Genomic DNA, 20,585 nt, shown 5'->3' on the forward strand with positions numbered 1-20,585 from the left:
TTTCAGGTAAGGAGGTGATCCAACCGCAGGTTCCCCTACGGTTACCTTGTTACGACTTCACCCCAGTCATGAATCACAAAGTGGTAAGCGCCCTCCCGAAGGTTAAGCTACCTACTTCTTTTGCAACCCACTCCCATGGTGTGACGGGCGGTGTGTACAAGGCCCGGGAACGTATTCACCGTAGCATTCTGATCTACGATTACTAGCGATTCCGACTTCATGGAGTCGAGTTGCAGACTCCAATCCGGACTACGACGTACTTTATGAGGTCCGCTTGCTCTCGCGAGGTCGCTTCTCTTTGTATACGCCATTGTAGCACGTGTGTAGCCCTACTCGTAAGGGCCATGATGACTTGACGTCATCCCCACCTTCCTCCAGTTTATCACTGGCAGTCTCCTTTGAGTTCCCGGCCGAACCGCTGGCAACAAAGGATAAGGGTTGCGCTCGTTGCGGGACTTAACCCAACATTTCACAACACGAGCTGACGACAGCCATGCAGCACCTGTCTCAGAGTTCCCGAAGGCACCAAAGCATCTCTGCTAAGTTCTCTGGATGTCAAGAGTAGGTAAGGTTCTTCGCGTTGCATCGAATTAAACCACATGCTCCACCGCTTGTGCGGGCCCCCGTCAATTCATTTGAGTTTTAACCTTGCGGCCGTACTCCCCAGGCGGTCGACTTAACGCGTTAGCTCCGGAAGCCACTCCTCAAGGGAACAACCTCCAAGTCGACATCGTTTACGGCGTGGACTACCAGGGTATCTAATCCTGTTTGCTCCCCACGCTTTCGCACCTGAGCGTCAGTCTTTGTCCAGGGGGCCGCCTTCGCCACCGGTATTCCTCCAGATCTCTACGCATTTCACCGCTACACCTGGAATTCTACCCCCCTCTACAAGACTCTAGCCTGCCAGTTTCGAATGCAGTTCCCAGGTTGAGCCCGGGGATTTCACATCCGACTTGACAGACCGCCTGCGTGCGCTTTACGCCCAGTAATTCCGATTAACGCTTGCACCCTCCGTATTACCGCGGCTGCTGGCACGGAGTTAGCCGGTGCTTCTTCTGCGAGTAACGTCAATCACTGTGGTTATTAACCACAATGCCTTCCTCCTCGCTGAAAGTACTTTACAACCCGAAGGCCTTCTTCATACACGCGGCATGGCTGCATCAGGCTTGCGCCCATTGTGCAATATTCCCCACTGCTGCCTCCCGTAGGAGTCTGGACCGTGTCTCAGTTCCAGTGTGGCTGGTCATCCTCTCAGACCAGCTAGGGATCGTCGCCTAGGTGAGCCGTTACCCCACCTACTAGCTAATCCCATCTGGGCACATCTGATGGCAAGAGGCCCGAAGGTCCCCCTCTTTGGTCTTGCGACGTTATGCGGTATTAGCTACCGTTTCCAGTAGTTATCCCCCTCCATCAGGCAGTTTCCCAGACATTACTCACCCGTCCGCCGCTCGTCACCCGAGAGCAAGCTCTCTGTGCTACCGCTCGACTTGCATGTGTTAGGCCTGCCGCCAGCGTTCAATCTGAGCCATGATCAAACTCTTCAATTTAAGTTTGATGCTCGTGAATTAAACTTCGTAATGAATTACGTATGTTCACTCAGAGACTTTGGTATTCATTTAGCGTCTTGCGACGTTTAGAATCCATGTCACTTTGAGTGCCCACACAGATTGTCTGATAAATTGTTAAAGAGCAGTGCAACGCGGCTTTCGCTCACCGTTGCGAGGTGGCGTATATTACGCTTTCCTCTTTCAGAGTCAACCCTGAATCTCAGGATTTTTTCTCTTCAACCGAACTGGCTGTTTGTGTGAAGTGATTCACATCTGCCGTGTCGATGGAGGCGCATTATAGGGATCCCAGTTTTTAGCACAAGCGTTTTTTAGATCTTTTTTCCTGACTGCTGCTTTTCCACGCTTTTCGATGAGATCCTGCCCGATCTGATTAAAAATTGACGCATTTAACACCCCACCATGCTGCATAATATGATCAAAATCTTCTGTATAAGCTCATCAGTCGAGGTTGATATGTCTGCAGTACTCCGTCCCTATAAAGATCTGTTCCCAAAAATGGGGGAACGCGTGATGATCGATCCCAGTAGCGTACTCATCGGCGATGTCAGGATGGATGATGATGTGAGCATCTGGCCGCTCGTCGCGATCAGGGGTGATGTGAATTACGTGATGATCGGCGCGCGCACCAATATTCAGGACGGTAGCGTTTTACACGTTACCCACAAGTCCTCCTATAACCCAGAAGGTAATCCCCTCATTATTGGAGAAGAGGTCACTGTCGGTCATAAAGTGATGTTACACGGCTGCACTATTGGCAACCGGGTACTGGTGGGGATGGGATCTATTCTGCTGGATGGGGTAGTCGTAGAAGACGATGTGATGATAGGCGCCGGGAGTCTGGTCCCGCAAAACAAACGCCTGGAAAGCGGCTATCTCTATTTAGGCAGCCCGGTAAAACAGATCCGTCGGTTAAAAGAGACGGAAATCGAAGGGCTGAAATATTCGGCGAATAACTACGTCAAATGGAAAGACGACTACCTGGATCAGGAAAACCACACCCACCCGTGATCGTCTTCCTGCTCGTTACGGATCATATCGCTGGCTTCTTCTTCAAGATCCCAGCGATGATCCCTAAAGACCTCCAGCGGTATCGTCCCGCCAAAACGCCTTAGCAATAACTCGCCCGTAATAGCGCAGGTCATCTGCATACCGTTAACCAATACCGGAAAACAGACTGCCTGTTTGCTCTCGTCCCAGACTTCCCTGTCTGGAAAATGAATCGCCTGGTTCATGCCAGCAATTCCTGTTTCAGTTTTTCAATAACGGGTTCTACTGCGGGTAATACGCCATGCCAAAGCAGAACAGCATGTGCCGCTTGCCCCACTAGCATGCCCAGGCCGTCAGCCAGATGCTTCGCGCCGCGTTCTTCACACCAGCTCAGGAAAGGCGTTTTGCCCTTTTGATAGAACATGTCATAGACATAAATGTGAGGACTGATTATTGAAGAAGGGAGCACTGGTACAGCGCCACCGATCCCGCTGGATGTCGCATTAATGATGAGATCAAATTCATGCTCACCCAGATCTTCCATTGCCACCACGTTCACGCTGCCCGTATGGGCAAAGAGCGTAGCCAGTTCTTTTGCGCGGGAGAACGTGCGGTTAGTGATCGTGACAGCACAATCCATAGAAAGAAGTGGCAACAATACGCCGCGAGAGGCACCGCCCGCGCCAATCAAAAGAATACGAAAACCCTTCTTAATAAAAGAGAGCCTTTCGAGATCGCTTAATAAGCCAATACCATCGGTGTTGTCACCCAGCAGGCGTCCGTCCTCCAGACGCTTGAGGGTATTCACCGCCCCGGCAAGGGAGGCGCGCTCGGTTAACTCATCCGCCCGGGCGAATGCCTCTTCTTTAAAGGGCACGGTGATGTTAGCCCCTTTGCCGCCCGCGTCAAAAAAAGCATTCAGCGTCGGTACAAAATCATCGACGGGCGCCAAAACGCGGCCATAGGGATGATCGATTTGCAGCTGTTCAGCAAATTGCTGATGAATGAACGGTGACTTGCTGTGAGCTATTGGATTACCAAAAACCGCGTACTTATCCATCCTATTACCCCTGGCGAAAGCGCTCGCCGGTTAACGCATCGCGAATTTCCGATGGATTCTGACGACCACCCGTTTCACCGATAACCACCGGGAAATCATCACCAAACTGGGCAAGCACTTCTTGCGATGTTCGGCAAGGTGGCAGCCCTGTCAGATTGGCACTGGTAGAAACCAGCGGCTTACCAAAAGTCTGACACAGCTCGACCACCAGCGGATGATCGGTAACACGCACTGCAAGGGAATCAAAGCGCCCTGTCAGCCAACGCGGCGTGGTCGGTAGCGACGGGAAAACAAAGGTGACTGGACCAGGCCATGCCGCAGAAATAGTGTCTCGCTGCGCCTTGTTCAACATCGAATCATCAATGTAAGGCTTTAGTTGCTCAAAGTTTGCAGCAATCAGGATCAGTCCCTTTTCGACCGGTCTTTGCTTCAGTTCTAATAGACGCGTAACGGCCAATTCGCTGTCAGGATCGCATCCGACCCCAAATACAGCTTCCGTTGGATAGGCGATGACTTCTTCTTTTCTCAAGACTTCCAGCGCACGGGCAATGGAGTCCGATGTTAATTTATTCTTCACAGGTTTGATCCGCCGAAACCGGCTTTCCACATTGTTTACTGGCACAGAACAGTTTTATGCCCTGTGCCGTTTTCTTCTCGATGAGCAGCGGATAATCGCAGTGAGGGCAAATCCCCGCTACTGGTTTGAAATTGATAACGAACTGGCATTCAGGATAGCGATCGCAGGAGTGGAACGTTTTACCGAACCGGGAACGACGCTGTACCAGCTGTCCCTGTTGGCACTGGGGACAGGCAATCGCGGTCTCATCTGGTTTATCAATCTGCTCGGTATGGCTACATTCAGGGTAGTGGCTACAGCCGATAAACATACCGAAGCGCCCCTGACGTAATGCCAGAGCAGCACCACAGACCGGGCATATCTGCCCCTCCAGAATTTTGACGATATGCCCGTCCGCCTGACTCTTCAGGGGACGGACATAATCACATTCTGGATAGTGTGAACAACCGAGAAACGGACCGTGTTTCCCGGACCGGATGACAAGATTAGCCCCACACTGTGGGCAGGGCTCGTTATTAGACACCGTAAACAGTGCTGATTTGGCCATAACAACTCTTGGAGCTACATAGATGAATTAATGCAGCATACCTTCATTCACTTCAAAGAGTAATTCTTCCATTTGCTGATAGGCATTTTCACAGCCCGGAATATTAAACAGAACCATCAGAATCACCCATTTGAGATCTTCCAGTTCAAATTCTGCCGTATCCAGCGCCATGACGCGCTCTATCACCATCTCTCGGGTTTCGAGGTTTAGCACCTGAATCTGTTCCAGGAATAAGATAAATCCCCGGCAACTGGCATCCAGCCTTTCACACTCTTCAGCCGTAAAAATACGAACAGACAGCGGATCAGAAGCGAGCTGCATGGGTTCGACAAGGCCTTCCTGATAATCAGCCAGCTTTTCTAACCACATTAAGGCGTTATAGATATCTTCCCGTTCAAATCCTGCATCGGTAAGATCCCGCGTCAGCCGATCCTGATCCACGCGCATTTCAGCTTCGTTATGGATGTAAGTCTCAAACAAATACATCAGTACGTCGAACATGGCTTGCCCTCCTCAATCGGACATAGCCGCCGGGTACAGCTGCGATCCATCCTGCTAACTCCAGTTCGAGTAGCTGTGCTACCGTCACAGGCACAGATTGGCCGGCACGTTCAGCGACAACGTCAACAGGTGTTACCTCATCTCCTACGTTAGCCAGGAGCTCAGGAAATGGCAATGCCACCTCCTCCTGATCTGATGAATAAAGTGATTTTTCAGGCTCATCTGGGATCCAGGTTAGCCCATATTGCAAATTTTCCAGGATTTCCTCTGGGCTGGTCACAGGCGTCGCGCCTTGCTTGATGAGCCAGTGCGGCCCCTCGCAACCGGGATTGCCAATGGGGCCGGGCAACGCAAAGACTTCTCGCCCCTGCTCCATGGCACATCGAGCGGTGACCAGCGATCCACTCCGCTGCGCCGCCTCAACAACCAGGACGCCCTGACTCAGGCCACTGATAATACGATTACGCCGGGGGAAATTAGCAGGCCACGGCGAAGTGGCGAGCGAAAACTCAGATATCACCGCGCCCTCAGCGTCAATAATGCTCTGGGCAAGAGAGACATGGCGAGGGGGATAAACACTGAACAGGCCATTGCCAAGAACGGCAATACTTCTCCCCTGAACCGAGAGCGCTGCCCGATGAGCTACACCATCAATCCCGCGCGCCAGTCCGCTGGTGATAGTGAATCCACATCTTGCCAGATGCTCACAGAAAATCTTGCCCCATCTCTCACCATACCAGGAAGGTGAACGGCTACCGACCACCGCCAGTTGAACGCTTTTCAGCGCATCAACATTGCCTTTAACGAATAAAGCGCCTGGGTAATCTGACAGGGTTCGTAACCGCTGAGGATAGAGTGGGCTATCTGCGCAAATGAGATAATGCCCCGGAATTTCGAGCCATTTAAGTGAACGTTCAAGGTCAGCTTCTTTCATGCTCATAAATTTACTGGCCTGCTTCTTCGTCAGGCTCGCCTCTGTCAGTACTGCTTCATCAATATTCTCTCGTCGCGTCAAACGTTGCGCAGCCATCAACATCGTATCGCCACACAAATCCCCAATGTTGATTAGACGTAACCATATCTCAGTGGAAGTCATCCTATTCCCTGCCATAAGCGGCTCCAGCAATCCTTGCGATTGGTCACCGATGCTGTCAATCAGAGGGGGATTTGTCTAGAATAGAGATAATAATCTTTTCAACTCCTGAACAACGGCTCTGGAAATTTATGGCAGTTTTGCAAGTGTTACATATCCCGGACGAGCGCCTTCGCATTGTTGCTGAACCGGTAAAAGAAGTGAATGCAGAAATTCAACGTATCGTCGATGATATGTTCGATACGATGTACGCTGAAGAAGGCATCGGCCTCGCGGCGACCCAGGTGAATATCCACAAACGTATTATCGTGATTGATGTTTCAGAGAATCGCGAAGATCGTCTGGTGTTGATCAACCCGGAACTGCTCGAGAAGAGCGGCGAAACAGGAATCGAAGAAGGCTGTTTGTCCATTCCTGAACAGCGTGCGCTGGTGCCTCGCGCCGAGAAAGTGAAAATCCGCGCGCTTGATCGTGACGGCAACCCATTTGAACTGGAAGCAGACGATCTTCTGGCAATCTGTATTCAGCACGAGATGGATCATCTGGTCGGTAAACTGTTTATCGATTACCTCTCTCCATTGAAGCAGCAGCGTATTCGTCAGAAAGTCGAGAAACTGGATCGTATGCGCACTCGCGCATAACGTGCCACCCGGATACAAGGAATAACGTGTCTAAAAAGTTACGCATTATCTTCGCGGGAACCCCGGACTTCGCAGCGCGTCACCTGGACGCGCTGCTATCATCGGGTCATCAGATTGTCGGTGTGTTCACTCAACCGGATCGTCCTGCAGGCCGTGGTAAGAAACTGATGCCGAGCCCGGTTAAAGTACTGGCCGAAGAGCATGGCTTGCCCGTTTTCCAGCCCGTATCTTTACGTCCTCAGGAAAATCAGCAGCTTGTCTCAGAACTGAATGCCGATGTCATGGTTGTCGTGGCCTACGGATTAATTCTGCCAAAAGCGGTTCTGGATATGCCGCGTCTGGGCTGCATCAATGTGCATGGTTCTCTTCTCCCACGCTGGCGCGGGGCCGCACCTATTCAGCGTTCTCTCTGGGCGGGAGATAGCGAAACCGGCGTCACCATCATGCAGATGGACGTAGGGTTGGATACGGGAGATATGCTGTACAAACTGGCCTGCCCTATCACTTCAGAAGATACCAGTGCAACGCTTTACGACAAGCTGGCTGATCTCGGTCCACAGGGACTTATTGAGACGTTGCAGCAACTGGCCGATGGCAAAACCCAGCCTGAAGTTCAGGATGAATCACTTGTCACCTATGCTGAAAAGCTCAGTAAAGAAGAGGCGCAGCTCGACTGGTCACTTTCTGCTGCCCAACTTGAACGTTGCATCCGCGCATTTAACCCGTGGCCGATGAGCTGGCTGACCATCGACGAGCAGCCAGTGAAAATCTGGAAAGCATCGGTCATTGATGGCGACTCCCGCGCGGAACCTGGCACAATCATTGATGCAAATAAACAGGGTATTCAGGTTGCAACGGCCGAAGGAATCCTGAATCTGGAGTCGCTCCAGCCCGCCGGTAAAAAAGCAATGAGCGCACAGGACCTGCTGAATTCGCGTCGCGAGTGGTTTACGCCGGGTAAACATCTCGGCTAAATACATTTAATCCAAAAGCCCGGAGTTTCCGGGCATTTTTATTTTTGCGGTTATGAAAAAACTAAATCTTCGCAGCATGGCTGCACAGGCCATTGAGAAAGTGGTCGAACAAGGTCAATCACTGAGCAATATCTTGCCGCCGCTTCAGCAGAAAGTGTCTGATAAAGACAAAGCTCTTCTCCAGGAACTGTGCTTTGGCGTACTGCGTACGCTCTCGCAGCAGGAGTGGCTAATTAACAAGCTGATGTCCCGACCAATGACGGGTAAACAGCGCACTATCCACTATTTGATTATGGTCGGATTCTACCAGCTGCTTCATACGCGCATTCCCCCTCATGCCGCCCTGGCAGAGACCGTTGAAGGCGCAGTAGCGATTAAGCGTCCGCAGTTGAAGGGGCTGATCAACGGTGTATTGCGCCAGTTCCAGCGTCAGCAGGAAGAACTGGTGGCAGAGTTCAACCAGTCCGAACAGCGTTTTCTGCATCCGGAATGGCTGCTTAAGCGCCTGAAAAAAGCCTATCCGCAGCAATGGGAATCCATTGTTGACGCCAACAATCAACGCCCGCCAATGTGGCTGCGCGTTAACCGTATCCACCATACTCGCGATGAATGGTTGGCTCTGCTTGAACATGCTGAAATGAGCGGTTTTACGCATGACGCCTACCCCGATGCAGTGCGTCTGGCATCCCCTGCTCCTGTGCAGGCATTGCCTGGTTTTGACCAGGGTTGGGTTACCGTTCAGGACGCCTCCGCGCAGGGATGTATCACCTGGCTTGCGCCACAAAGCGGCGAACGTATTCTCGATCTGTGCGCCGCTCCAGGTGGTAAAACGACGCATATTCTTGAAGCTGCGCCACAGGCTAAAGTATTGGCGGTCGACGTGGACGAGCAGCGACTCTCCCGTGTATATGACAACCTTAAACGCCTGGGTCTTAAAGCGGAAGTCAAGCAAGGTGACGGACGTACCCCTTCTCAGTGGTGCGGCGACGAACAGTTTGATCGTATCCTGCTGGACGCCCCTTGCTCGGCAACCGGTGTGATTCGCCGTCATCCGGATATCAAATGGCTGCGCCGGGACCGCGATATCAATGAGCTGGCTCAGCTGCAAAGCGAAATTCTTGATGCCGTCTGGTCGCATCTGAAGTCTGGCGGAACGTTGGTCTATGCAACATGCTCTGTTCTTCCGGAAGAAAACGCCCAGCAGATTGCCGCATTCCTGAAACGTACTCCTGATGCTGCGTTACACATGACGGGCACAGACGATGTTCCAGGAATCCAAAACCTGCCGGGAGCGGAAGAAGGTGATGGCTTCTTTTACGCTAAGCTAATCAAAGCGTGATGTTGAAAACGGGTCGCAAGATATGAAGATAATCATTCTGGGTGCAGGACAGGTCGGCGGCACGCTGGCCGAAAACCTGGTGGGCGAAAATAACGACATCACGATCGTAGACACCAATGGCGATCGGCTGCGGGGATTGCAGGATAAATTCGATCTACGCGTAGTGCAGGGGCACGGTTCGCATCCGCGCGTACTTCGCGAAGCGGGCGCTGACGATGCGGACATGCTGGTCGCGGTGACCAGTTCAGATGAAACAAATATGGTCGCCTGCCAGGTCGCCTATTCGTTATTCAACACCCCGAACCGAATTGCACGTATTCGCTCACCGGATTATGTCCGAGATGCAGAAAAGCTCTTCAATTCTGAAGCGGTGCCAATTGATCATCTTATCGCCCCAGAACAACTGGTTATCGACAGTATTTACCGTTTGATTGAATATCCTGGCGCCCTGCAGGTTGTGAACTTTGCCGAGGGAAAAGTCAGCCTGGCGGTTGTGAAGGCTTACTACGGCGGCCCGCTGATTGGTAATGCACTCTCCACCATGCGCGAGCATATGCCCCATATTGATACGCGTGTGGCGGCAATATTCCGTCATGATCGTCCCATTCGCCCGCAAGGCTCCACCATTGTCGAAGCCGGAGATGAAGTGTTCTTCATTGCTGCCTCGCAGCATATCCGTGCCGTAATGAGTGAACTCCAGCGTCTGGAAAAACCCTATAAGCGCATCATGTTGGTAGGCGGCGGGAATATTGGTGCTGGTCTGGCGCACCGGCTTGAAAAAGATTACAGCGTGAAGTTGATCGAACGCGATCAACAGCGCGCTGCAGAGCTGGCAGAAAAACTACAGAATACGATCGTGTTTTATGGCGACGCATCGGATCAGGAATTGCTGGCGGAAGAACATATTGATCAAGTTGATCTGTTCATCGCCGTCACCAATGACGATGAAGCCAATATCATGTCGGCCATGCTGGCAAAACGCATGGGTGCCAAAAAAGTCATGGTGCTCATTCAGCGCCGGGCCTATGTCGATTTGGTACAAGGCAGCGTCATTGATATTGCCATCTCGCCACAGCAGGCAACCATTTCAGCGCTGTTAAGCCATGTCCGTAAAGCGGATATTGTCGGCGTTTCCTCCCTCCGTCGTGGCGTTGCCGAGGCAATTGAAGCCGTCGCTCACGGAGATGAAACCACCTCTCGCGTTGTTGGCCGAGCCATTGACGAAATTAAACTACCGCCAGGCACAATAATCGGTGCCGTGGTGCGCGGGAATGATGTCATGATCGCTAATGATAATTTGCGCATCGAACAGGGCGATCACGTCATTATGTTCCTGACAGATAAAAAGTTTATTACCGACGTCGAACGCCTGTTCCAGCCAAGTCCATTCTTCCTGTAATGGTGAAAGGCGCTCATTCGGGCGCCTTTTTTTATTAACCCTCTATTTTATAATGGTTAATTTTTCATAACGAATATTTATCCTCAATGGAAATTAGCTAATGATTTGTTAAACTTAGGATCGTTAGCTGGCTCAAGGAGAATAAAATGAGTGTTATTAAAGAATTTCGCGAATTTGCGATGCGCGGGAATGTAGTAGATTTGGCAGTGGGTGTGATTATTGGTGCAGCATTCGGCAAGATTGTTTCATCTCTGGTTGCCGATATCATTATGCCACCGTTAGGGCTTTTAATTGGTGGTGTCGATTTCAAACAATTTGCCTTCACTCTCAGAGATGCACAAGGCGATATCCCTGCAGTCGTGATGCACTATGGCGTATTTATTCAGAATATTTTCGACTTTTTGATTGTTGCCTTCGCAATCTTTATGGCGATTAAGCTGATTAATAAATTGAACCGTAAAAAAGAAGAACCGGCAGCTGCACCACCGGCACCGACAAAAGAAGAAGTTTTACTGACTGAAATTCGCGATCTATTGAAAGAGCAGAACAGTCGCCCGTAATCAGGCGCATAAAGCCAGAAGGCCAGTGGTAAAAAAGTGAATCACTTTCTTGCCACTGGCCTCCCAGTTACCCCGTTTGCCATGTTTTCCTTTACGCAGATAACTTCCTTTCCCTTTTTTATTCTTTTCGACCCGCTGGCGAAACAGTGGATCATGTAACAAAGCCTCAATGGCATTATCCTGAATTTGCCCCTTCGTATGCTGATAGCGGCTCATAATATCTCCAGATTGTAAGTAAAATCGGCGCGAGTGTAGATCCACTCATTTTAAAAATCAACAGCCACGCGGTATACCACTGGCACCTTGTTCGAGTGTTTCGAGTATTGAACAGTAGAGACTGCTATGTGCCGTACCGCAACATGCATCATTAAGACGCTGCAGTGAACGCTGCATGGTTTGTAGCTCTTCAATTCTCGCTTCCACCTCCGTTAACCTGGCCTGAACGATGCTTTTCGATTCCTGACAGGTGTGGTGTTCAGGATCGATGCGGATCGAAAGCAGTTCTCTGATCGATTCCAGCGTAAAACCGAGCTGTCGCGCATAGCGGATGAACTTGAGTCGCTGAAGATCCTTTTCAGTGTAAAGCCGAAAGCCACCCTCCGTGCGAACCTCATGTTCCATCATCTGCTGCTTTTCATAGTAGCGGATAGTGTCTGGCGTAACGTCTGCGAGCTTCGCGAGTTCCCCAATGCGATACATTAGTAATCTCCTATGATTGTTTTAAACAAACGATCCGAATATTCACCATGCAGGAAATCGGTATTCACTCCGGCTTGCTGCAATTTAAGCTCAACAAGCGCCAACCGTCGACGGATTTCCTGCGCTTCAGGATCGCCAGGTTCAATGCCTTTAAGCAAATCAGCCAGAGCCAACGCTTCCTTACGATTTTCGAGCTCTGGAGGAAGGCAACCGGCATTTTTTAACAATCGATAGCCCGACCGTAATTCAGCGGGAACCAGGGTATCATCATCAAGTGTAAGCGGTTGGCCAGCGCCTGGAAGATCGCGAAACTCGCCTTTACGTTGGGCATCCAGGATATGACGTTCTGCCCATTGATCAAGCAGCCACATCGTAAAACTCCGAAGTATAAGAGTGGATTCAGACAGTGTAGAGAAAGGATGATTCAGGGGATATAAAAAAACCCGCCGAAGCGGGTTCTTTTACGTTACTACAGATTACTCTGCAGCAGCTTCTGCTTTCGATTCAGAACGATCAACCAGCTCGATGTATGCCATCGGAGCGTTGTCGCCTGCACGGAAGCCACACTTCAGAATACGAGTGTAACCACCGGCACGGCTCGCGAAACGCGGGCCCAGTTCGTTAAACAGTTTTGCCACGATCTCGTTATCACGAGTACGGGCGAATGCCAGACGACGATTAGCAACGCTGTCAGTCTTGGCAAGAGTAATCAGCGGCTCAACTACGCGACGCAGCTCTTTCGCTTTAGGCAGGGTCGTCTTGATGATCTCATGACGAACCAGTGAACCTGCCATGTTGCGGAACATAGCCTGGCGATGGCTGCTGTTACGGTTCAGTTGACGACCACTCTTACGATGGCGCATGACCTTATCCTTCTCAGTAAAACCTTAACCTGTGATCCGGTTACTCGTCAGCAATGCTTGCTGGTGGCCAGTTTTCCAGGCGCATACCCAGAGACAGACCACGTGAAGCCAGCACGTCTTTAATCTCAGTAAGAGATTTTTTACCCAGGTTAGGCGTTTTCAGCAACTCAACCTCGGTACGCTGTACCAGATCACCGATATAGTGGATAGCTTCTGCCTTGAGGCAGTTAGCAGAGCGGACAGTCAATTCCAGATCGTCAACAGGGCGCAGCAGGATCGGATCGAACTCTGGTTTCTCTTCTTTAACTTCCGGCTGACGAACATCACGTAAGTCAACGAAAGCTTCAAGTTGTTCTGCCAGAATGGTTGCCGCACGACGAATCGCCTCTTCAGGATCGATTGTGCCGTTGGTTTCCATTTCGATGACCAGCTTGTCCAGGTCGGTACGCTGTTCTACACGCGCTGCTTCAACATTGTAGGCAATACGCTCTACAGGGCTGTAACATGCGTCGACCAGCAGACGGCCGATTGGGCGCTCATCTTCTTCCGAATGAATTCGGGCAGAAGCCGGCACATAACCACGACCGCGCTGAACTTTGATACGCATGCTAATAGCTGCGTTCTCATCGGTCAGGTGGCAGATCACGTGCTGCGGCTTGACGATTTCGACATCACCATCATGGGTAATGTCGGCTGCAGTCACAGGGCCAATGCCAGATTTATTCAGAGTAAGAATAACTTCATCTTTCCCCTGAACTCTCACCGCCAGCCCTTTCAGGTTGAGCAGGATTTCAAGGATATCTTCCTGAACGCCTTCTTTGGTGCTGTACTCATGAAGTACACCATCAATCTCAACTTCGGTCACCGCGCAACCCGGCATCGATGAGAGCAGAATACGGCGCAGTGCGTTACCCAGAGTATGGCCAAAGCCACGCTCTAAAGGCTCAAGGGTCACCTTGGCGTGCGTCGAACTCACTTGCTCGATATCTACCAGGCGCGGTTTTAGAAACTCTGTCACAGAACCCTGCATTGTGTCCTCTCTTTGGTACTAAGCTTTACTTGGAGTAAAGCTCGACGATCAGGTGTTCGTTAATGTCCGCAGACAGATCAGAACGTTCTGGCTGACGCTTGAACGTGCCTTCCATCTTGCCAGCATCAACTTCCAGCCAGGTTGGCTTTTCACGCTGCTCAGCCAGCTCCAGAGCGGCTTTCACGCGAGATTGCGTTTTCGCTTTCTCACGAATGCTAACAACGTCGTTCGCTTTAACCTGATAAGAAGCGATGTTAACAACACGACCGTTTACCATGATTGCTTTATGGCTAACCAGTTGGCGTGATTCAGCACGAGTAGCGCCGAAGCCCATACGGTAAACAACGTTGTCCAGACGACCTTCCAGCAGAGCCAACAGGTTTTCACCGGTGTTGCCTTTCAGACGTGCTGCTTCTTTATAGTAGTTACGGAACTGACGCTCCAGCACACCGTAGGTACGGCGAACTTTTTGCTTTTCACGCAACTGCACACCATAGTCAGACAGACGCGGTTTACGCGCACCGTGCTGGCCAGGAGCTTGTTCAATTTTACACTTGGTATCGATCGCGCGAACGCCAGACTTAAGGAATAAGTCGGTGCCCTCACGACGGCTCAGCTTGAGCTTAGGACCCAAATATCTTGCCATTTTCTATCTCCAACAATCCTAGAAAACGTAAGCGTTATACGCGACGTTTTTTCGGCGGACGACAACCGTTATGAGGGATCGGAGTCACATCAGTAATATTAGTGATGCGGAAACCAGCGGCGTTCAGAGCACGAACAGTTGATTCGCGACCCGGACCCGGACCTTTAACCATAACTTCCAGATTCTTGATGCCGTATTCTTTTACGGCTTCTGCACAACGCTCTGCTGCAACCTGGGCTGCGAACGGAGTAGATTTGCGAGAACCACGGAAACCGGAACCACCGGCTGTTGCCCAACCCAATGCGTTACCTTGACGATCAGTAATAGTAACGATGGTGTTGTTAAAAGAAGCATGGATATGAGCCACGCCGTCAGAGACTTGTTTTCTTACACGTTTACGTGCACGAATTGGTGCCTTTGCCATTATTCAATCACCCCGATTATTTCTTGATCGGTTTGCGCGGACCCTTACGGGTACGTGCGTTGGTCTTGGTGCGCTGACCGCGAACCGGGAGACCACGACGATGACGCAAACCGCGATAGCAACCAAGGTCCATAAGGCGCTTGATGCTCATGCTAACTTCACGGCGCAGATCACCTTCAACGACAAATTTGGCAACTTCGTCACGCAGCGTGTCGATTTGTTCTTCAGACAGCTCACTGATCTTAACATCTTCAGCGATACCCGCTGCAGCCAGAATGGCTTTGGAACGGGTCTTGCCGACGCCATAGATCGAAGTTAATGCGATCACAGCATGTTTCTGATCAGGAATGTTAATGCCTGCTATACGGGCCACTATGCACTCCTACTATTTAATATGTACGCACCATGCTGAAAAGCCCGTTTTCAGGATACTCAAATGGAAACGTACAGACATACAAAAGATTGGCTGGCTAATCTAGCCAGCTCAACCCAACTTTGCAAGAAAAAAATGCGAAATAATCAGCCTTGACGCTGTTTATGTTTCGGCTCGGCACTGCAAATCACGCGGATGACGCCATCACGCTTAACGATTTTGCAGTTACGGCATAATTTCTTGACGGAAGCACGAACTTTCATTTTTACTCTCCGTAACTTCTCGGGCGACCAATTAACGGCCGTAGCCTTTCAGGTTCGCCTTCTTCAAGGCAGACTCATACTGACTGGACATCATCAGAGTTTGCACTTGAGCCATAAAGTCCATAATCACGACAACAACGATAAGCAGTGAGGTCCCACCGAAGTAGAACGGTACTTTCATTGCATCACGCATGAACTCCGGGATCAGGCAGATAAAAGTAATGTACAACGCGCCAATCAAAGTCAGACGAGTCATTACTTTATCGATATACTTCGCCGTTTGCTCTCCCGGACGAATTCCTGGTACAAATGCACCGGACTTCTTCAGGTTATCTGCTGTTTCACGCGGGTTGAAGACCAACGCCGTGTAGAAGAAACAGAAGAATATGATTGCAGACGCATAGAGTAACACATAAAGCGGTTGCCCAGGCTGCAAATACAGCGAAATTGTTGTCAGCCAGTTCCAACCGGTTCCGCCCCCGAACCATGACGCGATGGTTGCTGGGAACAGAATGATACTGGAAGCGAAGATCGCTGGGATAACCCCGGCCATATTCACTTTCAGCGGTAAATGTGTGCTCTGTGCAGCATAGACACGACGACCCTGCTGACGTTTCGCGTAGTTCACCACAATGCGGCGTTGACCACGTTCAACGAAGACAACAAAGAACGTCACTGCAAATACTAATACTGCAACCAATAGCAACAGGAGGAAGTGCAGGTCGCCTTGACGCGCTTGCTCGATCGTATGGGCAATGGCTGGCGGGAGTCCCGCAACGATACCGGCGAAGATAATGATTGAGATACCGTTACCGATACCTCGCTCAGTAATCTGTTCGCCGAGCCACATCAGGAACATAGTCCCTGTGACCAGACTTACAACAGCGGTGAAATAGAATGCAAAGCCCGGGTTAATAACCAGGCCCTGCATACCAGGCATATTCGGTAAACCGGTAGCAATACCGATCGACTGGAATATTGCCAGCACCAGAGTGCCGTAACGGGTGTACTGGCTGATCTTACGACGACCAGACTCCCCTTCTTTCTTCAGCTCTGCCAGGGCCGGATGAACGACCGTCAGCAGCTGGATAATAATAGATGCCGAAATATACGGCATGATACCCAGTGCAAAGATAGAAGCACGGCTGAGAGCACCACCAGAGAACATGTTAAACATCTCAATGATGGTGCCTCGCTGTTGCTCAAGCAGTTTGGCAAGTACAGCGGCATCGATACCAGGGATCGGAATAAAAGAGCCAATACGGAAAACGATCAGCGCACCAACTACAAACAAAAGTCTGCGTTTCAGTTCGCCAAATCCACCCTTGGCACTTTGAAAATCTAATCCCGGTTGCTTAGCCATCTGCTACTTATTCCTCAATTTTACCGCCAGCAGCTTCGATAGCAGCACGAGCGCCTTTAGAAACACGCAGGCCACGAACAGTTACCGGAGTAGTTACTTCACCAGCCAGGATCACTTTCGCGAACTCGATCTGGATACCGATAATGTTTGCTGCTTTCAGCGTGTTCAGGTCTACAACGCCGCCTTCAACTTTCGCCAGGTCAGACAGACGGATTTCCGCTGTAATCGCTGATTTGCGAGAGGTGAAACCGAATTTCGGCAGACGACGGTACAGTGGCATCTGGCCACCCTCGAAACCGCGACGTACGCCACCGCCAGAACGAGAGTTCTGACCTTTGTGACCACGACCACCGGTTTTACCGAGGCCAGAACCGATACCACGACCAAGGCGTTTACCCGCCTTTTTAGAGCCTTCGGCTGGAGACAGAGTATTTAAACGCATCTCTTACTCCTCAACTTTAACCATGAAGTAAACCGCGTTGACCATACCACGTACAGCGGGAGTATCCTCACGCTCAACGGTATGACCAATACGACGCAGACCCAGGCCAAGCAGCGTTGCCTTGTGTTTCGGCAGACGACCGATTGCACTGCGGGTTTGAGTGATTTTAATAGTCTTTGCCATGGTCAATTACCCCAGAATTTCTTCAACGGATTTACCACGCTTGGCAGCGACCATTTCTGGAGAATTCATATTTTCCAGGCCATCAATAGTTGCACGAACCACGTTAATCGGGTTGGTGGAACCATATGCTTTAGCCAGAACGTTATGAACTCCAGCGACTTCGAGAACGGCGCGCATTGCACCACCGGCAATAATACCGGTACCTTCTGAAGCCGGCTGCATGAAGACACGAGAACCCGTGTGAACACCTTTAACAGGGTGTTGCAGGGTGCCGTGGTTCAGCGCGACGTTAATCATATTGCGACGGGCTTTTTCCATCGCTTTCTGGATCGCTGCTGGAACTTCACGCGCTTTACCGTAACCAAAACCAACGCGACCATTACCATCACCAACAACAGTCAGAGCTGTGAAGGAGAAAATACGACCACCTTTAACGGTTTTAGATACGCGGTTAACCGCGATCAGCTTTTCCTGCAGTTCGCCAGCTTGTTTTTCGATGTGAGCCATCTTACACCTCTACCTTAGAACTGAAGGCCAGCTTCACGGGCAGCATCTGCCAGTGCCTGGACACGACCATGATATTGGAACCCGGAACGGTCAAAGGACACGACTTTGATGCCTTTTTCCAGAGCGCGTTCAGCAACAGCTTTACCGACAGCTGCAGCAGCGTCTTTGTTACCGGTGTACTTCAATTGTTCAGTAATAGCTTTTTCTACAGTAGAAGCAGCTACCAGAACTTCAGAACCGTTTGGTGCAATGACCTGTGCGTAAATATGACGCGGGGTACGATGTACCACCAGGCGAGTTGCACCCAGCTCTTTGAGCTTGCGGCGTGCGCGGGTCGCACGACGGATACGAGCAGATTTCTTATCCATAGTGTTACCTTACTTCTTCTTAGCCTCTTTGGTACGCACGACTTCGTCGGCGTAACGAACACCCTTGCCTTTATAAGGCTCAGGACGACGGTAGGCGCGCAGGTCTGCTGCAACCTGACCGATCAGCTGTTTATCCGCGCCTTTCAGCACGATTTCAGTCTGAGACGGACATTCTGCAGTGATACCAGCAGGCAGCTGATGCTCAACGGGGTGAGAGAAGCCCAGAGACAGGCCTACTGCATTCCCTTTGATAGCTGCACGATAACCTACACCAACCAGCTGAAGCTTTTTAGTGAAGCCTTCGGTAACACCAACAACCATTGAGTTCAGCAGGGCACGCGCGGTACCAGCCTGAGCCCATCCATCCACGAAACCATCACGCGGACCGAAGGTCAGAGCATTATCTGCATGTTTAACTTCAACAGCATTGTTGAGGGTACGAGTCAGCTCGCCGTTTTTACCTTTGATCGTAATAACCTGACCGTCGATTTTTACATCAACGCCGGCAGGAATGACGACCGGTGCTTTAGCAACACGAGACATTCTTTCCTCCGATTAGGCTACGTAGCAGATAATTTCGCCACCAAGACCAGCTTGGCGCGCTGCACGATCAGTCATAACACCTTTAGAGGTAGAAACAACTGCGATACCCAGACCAGCCATAACTTTAGGCAGCTCATCTTTTTTCTTATAGATGCGCAGGCCTGGGCGGCTGACACGCTGAATGCTTTCTACAACAGCTTTACCCTGGAAATACTTAAGAGTAAGTTCCAGTTCCGGCTTGGTGTCGCCTTCAACTTTAAAATCTTCGATAAAACCTTCTTCCTTCAGCACATTGGCAATTGCCACTTTCAGCTTGGCGGAAGGCATGGTGACCGCAACTTTGTTCGCGGCCTGACCGTTACGGATACGGGTCAGCATATCCGCGATCGGATCTTGCATGCTCATCTGTCTTTACTCCCGTGATTCAATTGGTGACAATTACCAGCTAGCCTTTTTCAGACCCGGGATTTCACCGCGCATAGCGGCTTCACGGACCTTAATACGGCTCAACCCGAACTTCCGCAGGAAAGCGTGCGGACGACCAGTTTGACGACAGCGGTTACGCTGACGAGACGGGCTGGAATCACGCGGCAGAGACTGCAGCTTCAGAACTGCGTTCCAACGATCTTCGTCGGAAGCGTTCACATCAGAAATGATCGCTTTCAGTTCAGCGCGTTTAGCGAAGAATTTATCAGCTAAAGCTACGCGCTTTACTTCGCGTGCTTTCATTGATTGCTTAGCCATTCAGTAACCCTACCTTACTTGCGGAACGGGAAGTCAAAGGCAGCCAGCAGAGCACGGCCTTCTTCGTCAGAGTTCGCAGTAGTGGTAATGGTAATATCCAAACCACGCACGCGGTCGACTTTATCGTAGTCGATCTCTGGGAAGATGATCTGCTCACGGACACCCATGCTGTAGTTACCACGACCATCGAATGACTTAGCGGACAAGCCACGGAAGTCACGGATACGTGGAACAGCAATAGAGATCAGGCGCTCAAGGAACTCCCACATGCGTTCGCCACGCAGAGTTACTTTACAGCCGATCGGATAGCCCTGACGGATTTTGAAGCCTGCAACAGATTTGCGTGCTTTGGTGATCAACGGCTTTTGACCGGAGATTGCTGTCAGATCAGCTGCTGCGTTATCCAGCAGTTTCTTGTCAGCGATCGCTTCACCAACACCCATGTTCAGGGTGATCTTCTCGACCCGAGGGACTTGCATGACAGAATTGTAGTTAAACTCAGTCATGAGTTTGCTAACTACTTCGTCTTTGTAGTAATCATGCAGTTTCGCCATCGTACTACTCCAAATTACTTGATAGTTTCGCTGTTAGACTTGAAGAAACGGACTTTTTTGCCGTCTTCGAATCTAAAGCCTACACGGTCAGCCTTGCCGGTTGCCGCGTTGAAGAGTGCAACGTTAGAAACCTGAATTGCAGCTTCTTTTTCAACGATGCCACCTGGTTGGTTCAGGGCCGGAACCGGCTTCTGATGTTTCTTAACCAGGTTGATACCTTCAACAATGATCTTGCCGGAAGACAGAACATTTTTTACTTTACCGCGTTTACCTTTATCTTTACCGGTTAACACGATAACTTCGTCATCACGACGGATTTTCGCTGCCATGATTCGCT

31 protein-coding genes and 1 rRNA gene are annotated in these 20,585 nt (G+C 50.6%); 6 read left to right on the forward strand and 26 right to left on the reverse strand.

All coding sequences use genetic code 11. The features are described 5' to 3' along the window. Positions 1-7: 7 nt before the first annotated feature. A 16S ribosomal RNA gene (locus OVA10_RS00910) occupies positions 8-1,547 on the reverse strand. A gap of 474 nt (positions 1,548-2,021) precedes the next feature. Between OVA10_RS00910 and OVA10_RS00915 the strand changes: the two genes are divergently transcribed. Continuing rightward, positions 2,022-2,576 (forward strand): gamma carbonic anhydrase family protein, encoded by a 555-nt coding sequence (locus OVA10_RS00915; RefSeq protein ID WP_268194932.1) that lies wholly within the window; start codon positions 2,022-2,024, stop codon positions 2,574-2,576. On the opposite strand, the gene OVA10_RS00920 is transcribed toward OVA10_RS00915, so the two are convergent. From OVA10_RS00920 to dprA, 6 genes are read right to left on the reverse strand one after another with little or no spacing between them, the layout of a single operon-like run. Beyond that, entirely contained in the window at positions 2,552-2,800 is a 249-nt protein-coding gene (locus tag OVA10_RS00920) for a DUF1488 domain-containing protein (RefSeq protein WP_268194933.1), read from the reverse strand. The genes OVA10_RS00915 and OVA10_RS00920 overlap by 25 nt on opposite strands. Beyond that, entirely contained in the window at positions 2,797-3,615 is an 819-nt protein-coding gene (gene aroE / locus OVA10_RS00925) for a shikimate dehydrogenase (RefSeq protein ID WP_268194934.1), read from the reverse strand. Before aroE ends, OVA10_RS00920 begins: the two co-directional genes overlap by 4 nt. Positions 3,616-3,619: 4 nt before the next feature. Next, positions 3,620-4,192, reverse strand: coding sequence for an L-threonylcarbamoyladenylate synthase type 1 TsaC (gene tsaC, locus OVA10_RS00930; RefSeq protein WP_268194936.1), 573 nt, complete (start codon positions 4,190-4,192; stop codon positions 3,620-3,622). Beyond that, on the reverse strand, positions 4,182-4,739 hold the full coding sequence (locus OVA10_RS00935) for a DNA topoisomerase family protein (protein ID WP_268194938.1): 558 nt from the start codon (positions 4,737-4,739) through the stop codon (positions 4,182-4,184). Before OVA10_RS00935 ends, tsaC begins: the two co-directional genes overlap by 11 nt. Before the next feature lie 27 nt (positions 4,740-4,766). Then, positions 4,767-5,240: a DUF494 family protein Smg gene (smg, locus tag OVA10_RS00940; protein WP_102105788.1), complete on the reverse strand. Its 474-nt coding sequence runs from the start codon at positions 5,238-5,240 to the stop codon at positions 4,767-4,769. Continuing rightward, positions 5,212-6,336 (reverse strand): DNA-protecting protein DprA, encoded by a 1,125-nt coding sequence (gene dprA, locus OVA10_RS00945; RefSeq protein WP_268194940.1) that lies wholly within the window; start codon positions 6,334-6,336, stop codon positions 5,212-5,214. The genes smg and dprA overlap by 29 nt, the downstream gene beginning before the upstream one ends. Before the next feature lie 128 nt (positions 6,337-6,464). Between dprA and def the strand changes: the two genes are divergently transcribed. From def to mscL, 5 genes are all read left to right on the forward strand, one after another. Next, positions 6,465-6,974: a peptide deformylase gene (def, locus tag OVA10_RS00950; protein ID WP_100778660.1), complete on the forward strand. Its 510-nt coding sequence runs from the start codon at positions 6,465-6,467 to the stop codon at positions 6,972-6,974. A gap of 26 nt (positions 6,975-7,000) precedes the next feature. After that, a complete protein-coding gene (gene fmt / locus OVA10_RS00955) occupies positions 7,001-7,948 on the forward strand; it encodes a methionyl-tRNA formyltransferase (RefSeq protein WP_123429763.1) in 948 nt (315 codons plus the stop codon). A 52-nt stretch (positions 7,949-8,000) separates the two neighbouring features. Beyond that, positions 8,001-9,287, forward strand: coding sequence for a 16S rRNA (cytosine(967)-C(5))-methyltransferase RsmB (rsmB, locus tag OVA10_RS00960; RefSeq protein WP_268194942.1), 1,287 nt, complete (start codon positions 8,001-8,003; stop codon positions 9,285-9,287). 22 nt (positions 9,288-9,309) lie between these two features. Continuing rightward, positions 9,310-10,686 (forward strand): Trk system potassium transporter TrkA, encoded by a 1,377-nt coding sequence (trkA, locus tag OVA10_RS00965; RefSeq protein ID WP_100778657.1) that lies wholly within the window; start codon positions 9,310-9,312, stop codon positions 10,684-10,686. Between the two features lie 146 nt (positions 10,687-10,832). After that, positions 10,833-11,246 (forward strand): large-conductance mechanosensitive channel protein MscL, encoded by a 414-nt coding sequence (mscL, locus tag OVA10_RS00970; RefSeq protein WP_100778656.1) that lies wholly within the window; start codon positions 10,833-10,835, stop codon positions 11,244-11,246. On the opposite strand, the gene arfA is transcribed toward mscL, so the two are convergent. The 19 genes from arfA to rplX all read right to left on the reverse strand — a co-directional run bounded on the left by arfA (position 11,247) and on the right by rplX (position 20,577). Beyond that, positions 11,247-11,462: an alternative ribosome-rescue factor ArfA gene (gene arfA / locus OVA10_RS00975; protein WP_100778655.1), complete on the reverse strand. Its 216-nt coding sequence runs from the start codon at positions 11,460-11,462 to the stop codon at positions 11,247-11,249. It lies immediately after the preceding gene. 57 nt (positions 11,463-11,519) lie between these two features. Next, the gene (gene zntR / locus OVA10_RS00980) at positions 11,520-11,945 is read right to left on the reverse strand and encodes a Zn(2+)-responsive transcriptional regulator (RefSeq protein WP_100778654.1); all 426 of its coding nucleotides are present in this window, start codon (positions 11,943-11,945) and stop codon (positions 11,520-11,522) included. Next, on the reverse strand, positions 11,945-12,316 hold the full coding sequence (locus OVA10_RS00985; RefSeq protein ID WP_268194944.1) for a DUF1992 domain-containing protein: 372 nt from the start codon (positions 12,314-12,316) through the stop codon (positions 11,945-11,947). Before OVA10_RS00985 ends, zntR begins: the two co-directional genes overlap by 1 nt. A gap of 105 nt (positions 12,317-12,421) precedes the next feature. Further along, positions 12,422-12,808, reverse strand: a complete 387-nt coding sequence (gene rplQ / locus OVA10_RS00990; protein ID WP_001216372.1) for a 50S ribosomal protein L17 — start codon at positions 12,806-12,808, stop codon at positions 12,422-12,424. A 40-nt stretch (positions 12,809-12,848) separates the two neighbouring features. Further along, a complete protein-coding gene (locus OVA10_RS00995) occupies positions 12,849-13,838 on the reverse strand; it encodes a DNA-directed RNA polymerase subunit alpha (protein ID WP_002919219.1) in 990 nt (329 codons plus the stop codon). Between the two features lie 25 nt (positions 13,839-13,863). Beyond that, positions 13,864-14,484: a 30S ribosomal protein S4 gene (rpsD, locus tag OVA10_RS01000; protein WP_100778652.1), complete on the reverse strand. Its 621-nt coding sequence runs from the start codon at positions 14,482-14,484 to the stop codon at positions 13,864-13,866. A gap of 34 nt (positions 14,485-14,518) precedes the next feature. Further along, positions 14,519-14,908, reverse strand: a complete 390-nt coding sequence (gene rpsK, locus OVA10_RS01005) for a 30S ribosomal protein S11 (RefSeq protein WP_003031137.1) — start codon at positions 14,906-14,908, stop codon at positions 14,519-14,521. Positions 14,909-14,924: 16 nt separating this feature from the next. Next, on the reverse strand, positions 14,925-15,281 hold the full coding sequence (rpsM, locus tag OVA10_RS01010; RefSeq protein WP_003031135.1) for a 30S ribosomal protein S13: 357 nt from the start codon (positions 15,279-15,281) through the stop codon (positions 14,925-14,927). 146 nt (positions 15,282-15,427) lie between these two features. Beyond that, a complete protein-coding gene (gene rpmJ, locus OVA10_RS01015) occupies positions 15,428-15,544 on the reverse strand; it encodes a 50S ribosomal protein L36 (protein ID WP_000868187.1) in 117 nt (38 codons plus the stop codon). A 31-nt stretch (positions 15,545-15,575) separates the two neighbouring features. Next, positions 15,576-16,907, reverse strand: coding sequence for a preprotein translocase subunit SecY (secY, locus tag OVA10_RS01020; protein WP_095283665.1), 1,332 nt, complete (start codon positions 16,905-16,907; stop codon positions 15,576-15,578). A gap of 7 nt (positions 16,908-16,914) precedes the next feature. After that, a complete protein-coding gene (rplO, locus tag OVA10_RS01025; protein WP_100778651.1) occupies positions 16,915-17,349 on the reverse strand; it encodes a 50S ribosomal protein L15 in 435 nt (144 codons plus the stop codon). A 3-nt stretch (positions 17,350-17,352) separates the two neighbouring features. Then, positions 17,353-17,532: a 50S ribosomal protein L30 gene (rpmD, locus tag OVA10_RS01030; protein ID WP_003863301.1), complete on the reverse strand. Its 180-nt coding sequence runs from the start codon at positions 17,530-17,532 to the stop codon at positions 17,353-17,355. A 6-nt stretch (positions 17,533-17,538) separates the two neighbouring features. Continuing rightward, on the reverse strand, positions 17,539-18,039 hold the full coding sequence (gene rpsE, locus OVA10_RS01035) for a 30S ribosomal protein S5 (protein WP_002438697.1): 501 nt from the start codon (positions 18,037-18,039) through the stop codon (positions 17,539-17,541). Between the two features lie 14 nt (positions 18,040-18,053). Beyond that, the gene (gene rplR / locus OVA10_RS01040; RefSeq protein ID WP_015960708.1) at positions 18,054-18,407 is read right to left on the reverse strand and encodes a 50S ribosomal protein L18; all 354 of its coding nucleotides are present in this window, start codon (positions 18,405-18,407) and stop codon (positions 18,054-18,056) included. 9 nt (positions 18,408-18,416) lie between these two features. Next, the gene (gene rplF, locus OVA10_RS01045; protein ID WP_100778650.1) at positions 18,417-18,950 is read right to left on the reverse strand and encodes a 50S ribosomal protein L6; all 534 of its coding nucleotides are present in this window, start codon (positions 18,948-18,950) and stop codon (positions 18,417-18,419) included. A gap of 12 nt (positions 18,951-18,962) precedes the next feature. Next, positions 18,963-19,355: a 30S ribosomal protein S8 gene (rpsH, locus tag OVA10_RS01050; RefSeq protein WP_006178918.1), complete on the reverse strand. Its 393-nt coding sequence runs from the start codon at positions 19,353-19,355 to the stop codon at positions 18,963-18,965. Between the two features lie 33 nt (positions 19,356-19,388). Next, positions 19,389-19,694 carry a 30S ribosomal protein S14 gene (gene rpsN, locus OVA10_RS01055; protein ID WP_015960709.1) on the reverse strand — a complete coding sequence of 102 codons (306 nt, stop codon included), beginning with the start codon at positions 19,692-19,694 and terminating at the stop codon, positions 19,389-19,391. Between the two features lie 14 nt (positions 19,695-19,708). Continuing rightward, entirely contained in the window at positions 19,709-20,248 is a 540-nt protein-coding gene (rplE, locus tag OVA10_RS01060; protein WP_015960710.1) for a 50S ribosomal protein L5, read from the reverse strand. Positions 20,249-20,262: 14 nt separating this feature from the next. Then, positions 20,263-20,577 carry a 50S ribosomal protein L24 gene (gene rplX / locus OVA10_RS01065; RefSeq protein WP_016538464.1) on the reverse strand — a complete coding sequence of 105 codons (315 nt, stop codon included), beginning with the start codon at positions 20,575-20,577 and terminating at the stop codon, positions 20,263-20,265. Between the last annotated feature and the right edge of the window lie 8 nt (positions 20,578-20,585).

It is taken from the genome of Lelliottia sp. SL45 (genome assembly GCF_026672535.1).
GTDB lineage: Bacteria > Pseudomonadota > Gammaproteobacteria > Enterobacterales > Enterobacteriaceae > Enterobacter > Enterobacter nimipressuralis.

Coding starts and splice junctions, on each gene's coding strand:
- rpsD (WP_100778652.1), bottom strand. CDS start 14,484: ATGGCAAGATATTTGGGTCCTAAGCTCAAGCTGAGCCGTCGTGAGGGC.
- aroE (WP_268194934.1), bottom strand. CDS start 3,615: ATGGATAAGTACGCGGTTTTTGGTAATCCAATAGCTCACAGCAAGTCA.
- rplX (WP_016538464.1), bottom strand. CDS start 20,577: ATGGCAGCGAAAATCCGTCGTGATGACGAAGTTATCGTGTTAACCGGT.
- arfA (WP_100778655.1), bottom strand. CDS start 11,462: ATGAGCCGCTATCAGCATACGAAGGGGCAAATTCAGGATAATGCCATT.
- rpsH (WP_006178918.1), bottom strand. CDS start 19,355: ATGAGCATGCAAGATCCGATCGCGGATATGCTGACCCGTATCCGTAAC.
- rplE (WP_015960710.1), bottom strand. CDS start 20,248: ATGGCGAAACTGCATGATTACTACAAAGACGAAGTAGTTAGCAAACTC.
- OVA10_RS00995 (WP_002919219.1), bottom strand. CDS start 13,838: ATGCAGGGTTCTGTGACAGAGTTTCTAAAACCGCGCCTGGTAGATATC.
- mscL (WP_100778656.1), top strand. CDS start 10,833: ATGAGTGTTATTAAAGAATTTCGCGAATTTGCGATGCGCGGGAATGTA.
- rplQ (WP_001216372.1), bottom strand. CDS start 12,808: ATGCGCCATCGTAAGAGTGGTCGTCAACTGAACCGTAACAGCAGCCAT.
- rsmB (WP_268194942.1), top strand. CDS start 8,001: ATGAAAAAACTAAATCTTCGCAGCATGGCTGCACAGGCCATTGAGAAA.
- OVA10_RS00915 (WP_268194932.1), top strand. CDS start 2,022: ATGTCTGCAGTACTCCGTCCCTATAAAGATCTGTTCCCAAAAATGGGG.
- OVA10_RS00985 (WP_268194944.1), bottom strand. CDS start 12,316: ATGTGGCTGCTTGATCAATGGGCAGAACGTCATATCCTGGATGCCCAA.
- rpmD (WP_003863301.1), bottom strand. CDS start 17,532: ATGGCAAAGACTATTAAAATCACTCAAACCCGCAGTGCAATCGGTCGT.
- secY (WP_095283665.1), bottom strand. CDS start 16,907: ATGGCTAAGCAACCGGGATTAGATTTTCAAAGTGCCAAGGGTGGATTT.
- rpsE (WP_002438697.1), bottom strand. CDS start 18,039: ATGGCTCACATCGAAAAACAAGCTGGCGAACTGCAGGAAAAGCTGATC.
- rplO (WP_100778651.1), bottom strand. CDS start 17,349: ATGCGTTTAAATACTCTGTCTCCAGCCGAAGGCTCTAAAAAGGCGGGT.
- smg (WP_102105788.1), bottom strand. CDS start 5,240: ATGTTCGACGTACTGATGTATTTGTTTGAGACTTACATCCATAACGAA.
- zntR (WP_100778654.1), bottom strand. CDS start 11,945: ATGTATCGCATTGGGGAACTCGCGAAGCTCGCAGACGTTACGCCAGAC.
- rplR (WP_015960708.1), bottom strand. CDS start 18,407: ATGGATAAGAAATCTGCTCGTATCCGTCGTGCGACCCGCGCACGCCGC.
- OVA10_RS00920 (WP_268194933.1), bottom strand. CDS start 2,800: ATGAACCAGGCGATTCATTTTCCAGACAGGGAAGTCTGGGACGAGAGC.
- def (WP_100778660.1), top strand. CDS start 6,465: ATGGCAGTTTTGCAAGTGTTACATATCCCGGACGAGCGCCTTCGCATT.
- rplF (WP_100778650.1), bottom strand. CDS start 18,950: ATGTCTCGTGTTGCTAAAGCACCGGTCGTCATTCCTGCCGGCGTTGAT.
- dprA (WP_268194940.1), bottom strand. CDS start 6,336: ATGACTTCCACTGAGATATGGTTACGTCTAATCAACATTGGGGATTTG.
- rpmJ (WP_000868187.1), bottom strand. CDS start 15,544: ATGAAAGTTCGTGCTTCCGTCAAGAAATTATGCCGTAACTGCAAAATC.
- trkA (WP_100778657.1), top strand. CDS start 9,310: ATGAAGATAATCATTCTGGGTGCAGGACAGGTCGGCGGCACGCTGGCC.
- OVA10_RS00935 (WP_268194938.1), bottom strand. CDS start 4,739: ATGGCCAAATCAGCACTGTTTACGGTGTCTAATAACGAGCCCTGCCCA.
- rpsN (WP_015960709.1), bottom strand. CDS start 19,694: ATGGCTAAGCAATCAATGAAAGCACGCGAAGTAAAGCGCGTAGCTTTA.
- rpsK (WP_003031137.1), bottom strand. CDS start 14,908: ATGGCAAAGGCACCAATTCGTGCACGTAAACGTGTAAGAAAACAAGTC.